The 6,972-nt window shown below is 76.3% G+C and carries 11 protein-coding genes; 3 read left to right on the top strand and 8 right to left on the bottom strand.

The window, feature by feature from the left end:
- Window positions 1-197: hypothetical protein (locus tag ABEB16_RS10320; RefSeq protein WP_345712164.1), on the bottom strand; the 197-nt coding region annotated here is incomplete at its 3' end.
- Window positions 198-444: 247 nt separating this feature from the next.
- On the opposite strand from ABEB16_RS10320, the gene ABEB16_RS10315 reads away from it, so the two are divergent.
- The gene (locus ABEB16_RS10315; protein WP_345712163.1) at window positions 445-903 is read left to right on the top strand and encodes a MarR family winged helix-turn-helix transcriptional regulator; all 459 of its coding nucleotides are present in this window, start codon (window positions 445-447) and stop codon (window positions 901-903) included.
- Window positions 904-965: 62 nt separating this feature from the next.
- Here ABEB16_RS10315 and ABEB16_RS10310 read toward each other — a convergent pair whose 3' ends face one another.
- The 5 genes from ABEB16_RS10310 to ABEB16_RS10290 all read right to left on the bottom strand — a co-directional run bounded on the left by ABEB16_RS10310 (window position 966) and on the right by ABEB16_RS10290 (window position 4,424).
- Entirely contained in the window at window positions 966-1,625 is a 660-nt protein-coding gene (locus ABEB16_RS10310; RefSeq protein ID WP_345712162.1) for a hypothetical protein, read from the bottom strand.
- Window positions 1,622-2,137: a dihydrofolate reductase gene (locus tag ABEB16_RS10305; protein WP_345712161.1), complete on the bottom strand. Its 516-nt coding sequence runs from the start codon at window positions 2,135-2,137 to the stop codon at window positions 1,622-1,624. The genes ABEB16_RS10310 and ABEB16_RS10305 overlap by 4 nt, the downstream gene beginning before the upstream one ends.
- Window positions 2,137-2,946 carry a thymidylate synthase gene (locus tag ABEB16_RS10300; RefSeq protein ID WP_345712166.1) on the bottom strand — a complete coding sequence of 270 codons (810 nt, stop codon included), beginning with the start codon at window positions 2,944-2,946 and terminating at the stop codon, window positions 2,137-2,139. The genes ABEB16_RS10305 and ABEB16_RS10300 overlap by 1 nt, the downstream gene beginning before the upstream one ends.
- A 121-nt stretch (window positions 2,947-3,067) precedes the next feature.
- Window positions 3,068-3,958: a hypothetical protein gene (locus tag ABEB16_RS10295; protein ID WP_345712160.1), complete on the bottom strand. Its 891-nt coding sequence runs from the start codon at window positions 3,956-3,958 to the stop codon at window positions 3,068-3,070.
- A 61-nt stretch (window positions 3,959-4,019) separates the two neighbouring features.
- Entirely contained in the window at window positions 4,020-4,424 is a 405-nt protein-coding gene (locus tag ABEB16_RS10290; RefSeq protein WP_345712165.1) for a MarR family winged helix-turn-helix transcriptional regulator, read from the bottom strand.
- A 153-nt stretch (window positions 4,425-4,577) separates the two neighbouring features.
- Here ABEB16_RS10290 and ABEB16_RS10285 point away from each other — a divergent pair, with 153 nt between their 5' ends.
- Window positions 4,578-4,856, top strand: coding sequence for a hypothetical protein (locus ABEB16_RS10285; RefSeq protein ID WP_345712159.1), 279 nt, complete (start codon window positions 4,578-4,580; stop codon window positions 4,854-4,856).
- A 34-nt stretch (window positions 4,857-4,890) separates the two neighbouring features.
- Here the strand turns inward: ABEB16_RS10285 and ABEB16_RS10280 are convergent, their stop codons facing one another.
- A complete protein-coding gene (locus tag ABEB16_RS10280; RefSeq protein WP_345712158.1) occupies window positions 4,891-5,751 on the bottom strand; it encodes an arylamine N-acetyltransferase family protein in 861 nt (286 codons plus the stop codon).
- A gap of 129 nt (window positions 5,752-5,880) precedes the next feature.
- Here ABEB16_RS10280 and ABEB16_RS10275 point away from each other — a divergent pair, with 129 nt between their 5' ends.
- Window positions 5,881-6,645, top strand: coding sequence for a class I SAM-dependent DNA methyltransferase (locus tag ABEB16_RS10275; RefSeq protein WP_345712157.1), 765 nt, complete (start codon window positions 5,881-5,883; stop codon window positions 6,643-6,645).
- On the opposite strand, the gene ABEB16_RS10270 is transcribed toward ABEB16_RS10275, so the two are convergent.
- On the bottom strand, window positions 6,624-6,972 hold a 349-nt coding region (locus ABEB16_RS10270), incomplete at its 5' end, for a protein-tyrosine phosphatase family protein (RefSeq protein ID WP_345712156.1). The genes ABEB16_RS10275 and ABEB16_RS10270 overlap by 22 nt on opposite strands.

The following is a 6,972-nucleotide window of genomic DNA, read 5'->3' as shown; positions in this document are numbered from 1 at the left end:
GCCACCTCCCGCGGGCGGCGGGTGCCGCCGAGCCGCTCGGCCCGCTCCGCGTGGTCGGCCAGGGCCGGCCAGAGGTCGGCGGGGTAGCCCCACGGCCCACCGGCCGCGCTGCCGGGGCCGGCGTGGGTGCGGGAGAGCGCCCAGGAGGGGCTCACCGGTTCCCCCGCCGCCGGGTACCTGGTCGTGTGCTGCGTCATCACGGTCGTGCCCTCCGCGTCGTCCGCCCGTCCGTCGCCACCGAGGCTGCGCCGCTGAGGTGGCCGGGCACATCGGGACGACGCCCTATCCCGCGGGCGGCCGGGAGCCGCCGGAGCGCCCTGAGGTCCTCAGGCGGTGCGACGGGAGGGAAAAGTGTTTGCACGAGCGGGCATTTGCGATCAGCGGATTGCGGGCCGCCATGCTGGTTAGGATGGCGACCCGGAGCCGCACGAGGAGGATGGTGCCGTGGTCATCGTCGACGACGCCGTGGAAGCACGGGCACGGGGCTGGCGCACGCTGGCCGTCCTGCACGGACGCCTGGAAGCCGCGCTGGAACGGGAGCTGCAGGCCCGCCACGAGCTGTCGGTCGTGGAGTACACCGTCCTCGACGCCCTCTCCCGCCAGGACGGCGGCCACCTGCGCATGCAGCAGCTCGCCCGCGCCACCGCCCTGTCCAGCAGCGCCACCACCCGCCTCGTGACGCGCCTGGAGGACCGCGGGCTGGCCGCCCGCGTGCTGTGCGCCGACGACCGCCGCGGCATCTACACCGAGCTCACCGCCGCCGGCACGGAGCTGCTGCAGCAGGCCAGGCCCACCCACGACGCCACGCTGGCCCGGGCGCTGGCCAGCGCCGCCGAGGCCCCCGAGCTGGAGGGCCTGGTGGAGGCCCTGAGCACCCTGCCCGCCGGTCACGCGACGACCTAGCGCCCGGGGCGCGGTGGGGTGCGGCGCCGGCCGGCCACGACCGCACCGCCGCCCGGCCGTCGTCAGAGGCTGCGCAGGGGGCGGTCGTCGTCGGCGTAGAAGTAGCGGACGTCCACGTCCGGCAGCTCCCGCTGCAGCTCGTGCGCCAGGTCCAGGCCGCGCTGGACCCACGCGGCGCGGACCCGGGGGCTCTCCCACCCGACGTCGGTGAGCGCCACCCGCTCGAACTGCTCGTTCCACCCGCGCAGCCGCTGCACGAGGGGGTCGGGAACGCCCAGCCCGCCCAGCGCCACCGGCCCTCCCGTCCCCAGCGGCCGCTCCCACACCGGGTCGGTGACGCTGTGCTCGGCCATCACCAGCAGCGCCTCCGGCCGGTGGACCCCGCCGGTCCGGGGTGCGGGGCGCTCCGCTCGCCACCGCATCTCGAAACCGCGGCGCCGCTTCCCCTCGATCAGCTCCAGCAGGTCGCGCAGCGCGGAGCGGTCGCGGGCCAGGTCGGCGAGGTCCCCGCCGGCTTCGACGTGCCGGCGCAGGAACTCACCCCCCACCGCGTGCGCGTGCGGGCCGAGGAGGCGGCCGACGTGGTCGTGGATGAAGTGCAGCACCTCGTCGGGCACCCCACCGCGGGCGTAGCAGTCCTCCAGGAGCAGCCACGCCTGCAGGGCGCCCAGCGCTTCGACCAGGTGCCCGCCGTCCGCCGCGGCCGCACGCAGCGCGTTCACCGCGCCGCGAAGGGCTCGGCCACCTCCCACGTCCCGATGCGGTAGCGCAACCCGCCGGTCGAGACGTGCCAGCCCTCGCCCGGCTCCACCGCGACCCGCCGCCAGGGCGGACCCAGCTCGGGGGCGTGCACGTCGCCGTCGCCCTCGCCGTCGGGCACCAGGTCGATCTCGGTGACGACGAGCCGCTCCGCGCGGGGCAGCGCCGCGGCGTACACCCGCCCGCCGCCCACCACCCACACGTCGCCGTCGCCGGCCAGCGCGTCGTCGAGGGTGTGCGCGACCTCGGCGCCCTCCAGCACCAGGTCCCGCTGCCGGGTGAGGACCACGTTGCGCCGCTCCGGCAGGGGGCGGTAGCGGGCGGGCAGGGAGTCCCACGTCGCCCGGCCCATGACGACGGTCGCGCCCGTGGTGAGCCGCTTGAAGTGCGCCATGTCCTCGGGCACGTGCCAGGGCATCGTGCCGTCGCGGCCGATCAGCCCGCCGGTGGCCTGCGCCCACACCATCCCGATCATCAGACCGCCACCGGGGCCTTGATCGCGGGGTGGGGGTGGTAGCCGAGCAGTTCGAGGTCGTCGAAGGAGTACTCGAACAGCGACGGCGCGCGGCGCAGCGCCAGGCGGGGGAACGGCAGCACCTCGCGGGTGAGCTGCTCGCGCGCCTGCTCGACGTGGTTGTCGTAGACGTGCACGTCGCCGCCGGTCCAGACGAAGTCCCCCGGCTCCAGGCCGACCTGCTGGGCGACCATGTGGGTCAGCAGCGCGTAGGAGGCGATGTTGAAGGGGACGCCGAGGAAGAGGTCGGCGGAGCGCTGGTAGAGCTGGCACGACAGCCGCCCGCCGGCGACGTGGAACTGGAACAGCGCGTGGCAGGGGGCCAGGGCCATCCGGTCCAGCTCCGCGACGTTCCACGCCGAGACGACCATCCGGCGCGAGTCCGGGTCACGGCGCAGCGTGTCGAGCACCCCGGCGATCTGGTCGACGTGGCCGCCGTCCGGGGTGGGCCAGGACCGCCACTGCACCCCGTAGATCGGCCCGAGGTCGCCGTCCGCGTCGGTCCACTCGTCCCAGATGCTCACGCCGCGCTCCTGCAGCCAGCGGACGTTGGAGTCCCCGCGCAGGAACCACAGCAGCTCCAGCGCCACGGACCGGAAGTGCACCCGCTTGGTGGTGACGAGCGGGAAGCCCCGGGACAGGTCGAAGCGCATCTGGTGGCCGAAGACGCTGCGCGTGCCGGTGCCGGTGCGGTCGGCCTTGGGGGTGCCGTGCTCCAGGACGTGCCGCAGCAGGTCCTCGTACTGGGTGTCGAGCGCGGGGGTCTCGATCGCCGGGGTGTCGCTCGCGGGGTCGGTGGCCACGCCCGGCAGCGTACGGCGGGACCCTCCCCCGTCCGGCGGAGCGGGGCCACCGGGCGCGGCGCCGGGGCCGGGGTCAGCGGGGCCGGGGTCAGCGGGGCAGCAGCAGGCGCAGCACCCGGACGGTCTCGTAGCCGCGCCACTCCAGCGCCGCGGCCGGGGAGCACGGGGGGAAGCCGACGACCCAGCCGCCGTCGGGCTGCTGCGAGGCCGCCAGCCGCTCCAGGTCGGCGCGGACCGCGGCCTCGTCCAGCAGGGCGCGCGAGGCGCCGTGGGGGTCCGGGGACAGGTCCAGCGCGCGCAGCGCCTCCCCCGGCGCACCGCCCTCGACGGGCAGCAGGCCCGATGCCGGCACGTGCGCGGCGAGCCGCTGCAGGAGGGCCGGCGCCCGCGGCTCGGAGCCGGCCACGGCGTCGAGCAGGTGCAGCGCGAACAGCACCTCGTGGGCGGGCGGCCTGCCGTCGAGGCGGCCGATCGCGTCCAGGCACCACGCGGTGGCGGCCGCGAGCCAGGGGTGGCCGGCGAGGTCGGTGCGCACCCGCACCAGCCGGTGCGCCAGGGCCGCCAGCTGCGCCGTCATCTGCAGCGACGGCACCTGCGGGTCGGCTCCCGCCCAGTGCGGTGCCGATCCGGCGGGGTCGGCCAGCGGCAGGGCCATGGGCAGGCCGCCGCCGGGCAGGGAGTGCCGGTGGAGCCAGTCCAGCAGCGCCGGCGCCCGCGGCTCGGTGGGGTCGGCCGCCTCGACGAGGACCTCCAGCGCGTGCATCGCCGCGACCGGCTGGCTGCCGGCGTCCCGCAGGTCCGGCTCCAGGCCCCAGCCGTAGCCGCCGTCGGGGTTGCGGTGGGCGTCCAGCGCGGCGAGGACCTCCTGCGGGCCGGCGTGGCCGAGCAGCAGGGCCAGCCGGCGCCGGTCCAGCACCCGCCCGTGCGTGGCGAGGAAGGCGACGGCAGCCGGCACGTCGACGTCCCGGGTCGCGTCCACGGCGCCATCCTCGCCCCACGGTGGCCGCGGCGGCCAGGGCCGGGGCGCGGCGGTCGGGGCGTCAGGTGGGGTCCTGCTGGGCGCGCTCGGCGGCGGCGACGACGCGGAGCATGAGGGCGTGGATCTGCCGCAGGTCCTCCTCGTCGAGGCCGAGGCGGGCCATCATCCGCACGGGCACCTGCTCGGCCTGCGCGCGCAGCGCCTGTCCGGCGGGGGTGGGGGTGACGGCCAGGGTGCGCTCGTCGCCGGGCACGCGGGTGCGCTCGACGAGCCCGGCGGCCTCCAGGCGCTTGAGCAGCGGCGAGACGGTGCCGGGGTCGAGCTGGAGGAGCTGGCTGATCCTGGTCAGCGACAGCGGGGCGTGCTGCCACAGGGCGAGCATCACGAGGTACTGCGGGTGGGTGAGGCCCATCGGTTCGAGCACGGGCCGGTAGGCGGCGACGATGCCGCGGGAGGCGAGGACCATCGCGAAGCAGACCTGCCGCTCCAGGTCGAGCGGGCTGCCGGTGGTGACCTCGCTCACTTCCGCCCCGTCGTCCTGGATGCGCGCCGCCACCCTGCCGAGGATAGACTATTGGTACACCAAGGTTCAGCACACCAAGCACCGGGGAGGACGGACATGGCCGAGGACGCACCGCGGCGGGAGCAGCTCCACGACGACGACCGCGACGTGCCCTTCTACTACCGGCGGCCGCGCTCCAAGCGCGGCTGGGTCGATGCCCTGTTCCAGGGCATGTTCACCTTCACCGGCCCCGCGCACGCCACCTACGACCCCACGCCCCCGCGCGGTCCGCGCACCGAGGAGGAGGCCGCCGCCGGGTACGGGGAGTGGGACCGCGTTACCAACCCCGACGGCACGAGCTTCCTCGTCCCGCGCAGGCGCACCGACCGGGGCTGACCGGGGCCCGCCCGAACGGGCCGGGCGCCTGCGCTCAGCCCTGCGGCGACAGGGACGCCACCACGGCGGCCACCTCTTCCTGCGAGGGGCGCAGCCCGAACGAGCCCAGCACCTCGCCGTACTCGGCGTCCCCCACGAGGCGGGAGGTCTCCGAGCCGTCGGGGCGGCGCACCGCGAGCGTGCGGCCGACGAGGCGCCGCTCCTCCTCGGCCGAGCGCTGCACGACGATCGGCCGGCGCGTGAACGGCGAGGTGGGGCTCGTCGCGGTGTTGTGGTTGGCGACCTCCACGTCGACGCGGTACGTCGCCTCGTCGGCCAGCGTGTACTGCGTCTCCCACCGCTCCTGCAGCTGCTGCACCCGCCACCAGCCCTCCGGGCCGCGCACCACCCGCCACGTCCAGCCGCCCTGGCGGACGGTCTCGCCGTCCAGCGGCACGGGTTCCAGCGGACCGGAGCCGAACCCCACGTCGGCGATCCACCACCGCCCCTCCGCCGCCACCAGGCCGACCAGGTGCGAGCGCGGCCGCGCCTGCTGCGCCGGGTCGCCGATGCGGGCCAGCACCCGGCGGGTCGGAAAACCCAGCGCGTCCAGCAGCGCCCCGAACAGTGAGTTGAGCTCGTAGCAGTACCCGCCGCGGTGGCGGTGCACGACCTTGTCCACCAGCGCCCCCGGGTCCAGCGACGGCACGCGCCCCAGCACGACGTCGAGGTTCTCGAACGCCACGCGCGCCACGTGCGCGCGGTGCAGCGACCGCAGCGACGCCAGGTCCGCGCCCCCGGCCGGTTCCCACCCGAGCAGGTCCGCGCAGGCCGCGGCGTCGAACTCCGCCACCGGCCACGTCGTCGCCCGCACGAGCGGGCTCTCCGGCTCCGCCTGTCGCACCAGCTGCGTCATCGCCCCTCCTCGCCCACCGACGGGCCGCCCCGTCCGGCGTCCACGATGGACCCTGCAGCGCGCTGGAGGTCAAGCCGCCGCCGGTAAAACGGTGGACACCCCCCGCGCCGGGCGGCGAGCGTGGTGCGCGTGCAGCAGGAGCAGCAGCAGGAGCAGGAGCGGATCTGGGACACCGAGACCGCGCAGCGCTACGACACCCCCGGCACGGGCATGTTCGCCCCCGAGGTGCTGGGGCCCACCGTGCAGCGCCTCGCCGACCTCGCCGCGGGCGGCGCAGCCCTGGAGTTCGCCGTCGGCACCGGCCGGGTGGCCGTACCGCTCGCCGAGCGCGGGGTGCCCGTCAGCGGCATCGAGCTGTCCCGCCCGATGCTGGCGCAGCTGCGGACGAAGGTGGACGAGGCGACGCTCCCCGTCGTCGTCGGCGACATGACGAGCGCCGTCGCGCCCGGGACGTACACCCTCGTCTACCTCGTCTTCAACACCATCGCCAACGTGCTCACCCAGGCCGGGCAGGTCGAGTGCTTCCGCAACGCCGCCCGGCACCTGTCCCCCGGCGGCCGGTTCGTCGTCGAGCTGTGGGTGCCCGAGCTGCGCGCGCTGCCCCCGGACCGGCAGGCCACCGTGTGGCTCCACGAACCCGGCTACCTCGGCATCGACACCTACGACGTGCTGCACCAGCAGGTCGTCTCCCACCACGTGCGGTTCGACCCCGGCGGCGGCCGGCGGGCCGAGCTGTTCCGCACCCCGCAGCGCTACGTCTGGCCGTCCGAGCTGGACCTCATGGCCCGGCTCGCCGGGTTCGGGCTGGAGTCCCGGCACGCCGACTGGTCGGGGGCGGAGTTCACCGCGGGCTCCCGCTCGCACGTGTCCGTCTACCGGCTGGCCGGGGGCTGAGCGGTTCCGAAACCCCGCACGTAGCGGCGCTGCCAGGGGGTTTCCACCGCCCGCGGGTCGTAGCGCGCCCGCACGTACGCCACCGCCTCCGCCGCCGGGACCCCGTCGAGCACCGCGAGGCAGGCCAGCGCCGTCCCGGTGCGGCCCCGGCCCCCGCCGCAGGCCACCTCCACGCGCTCGCCCGCGGCTCCGCCCCACACCTCGCGCAGCGCCTGCGCCGCCTCGGCCCGGTCGGCGGGCAGCCGGAAGTCGGGCCAGCGCAGCCAGCGCGCCGGCCACGGCACGGGTTCGGGTGCGCGGCCGAGCAGGTGCAGCGCGAACAGCACC

Source organism: Kineococcus glutinatus, from assembly GCF_039542765.1.
Taxonomy (GTDB): Bacteria; Actinomycetota; Actinomycetes; order Actinomycetales; family Kineococcaceae; genus Kineococcus_A; species Kineococcus_A glutinatus.
Note: the sequence above shows the minus strand (reverse complement) of the source record. Positions and strands in the feature narration are given on the sequence as shown.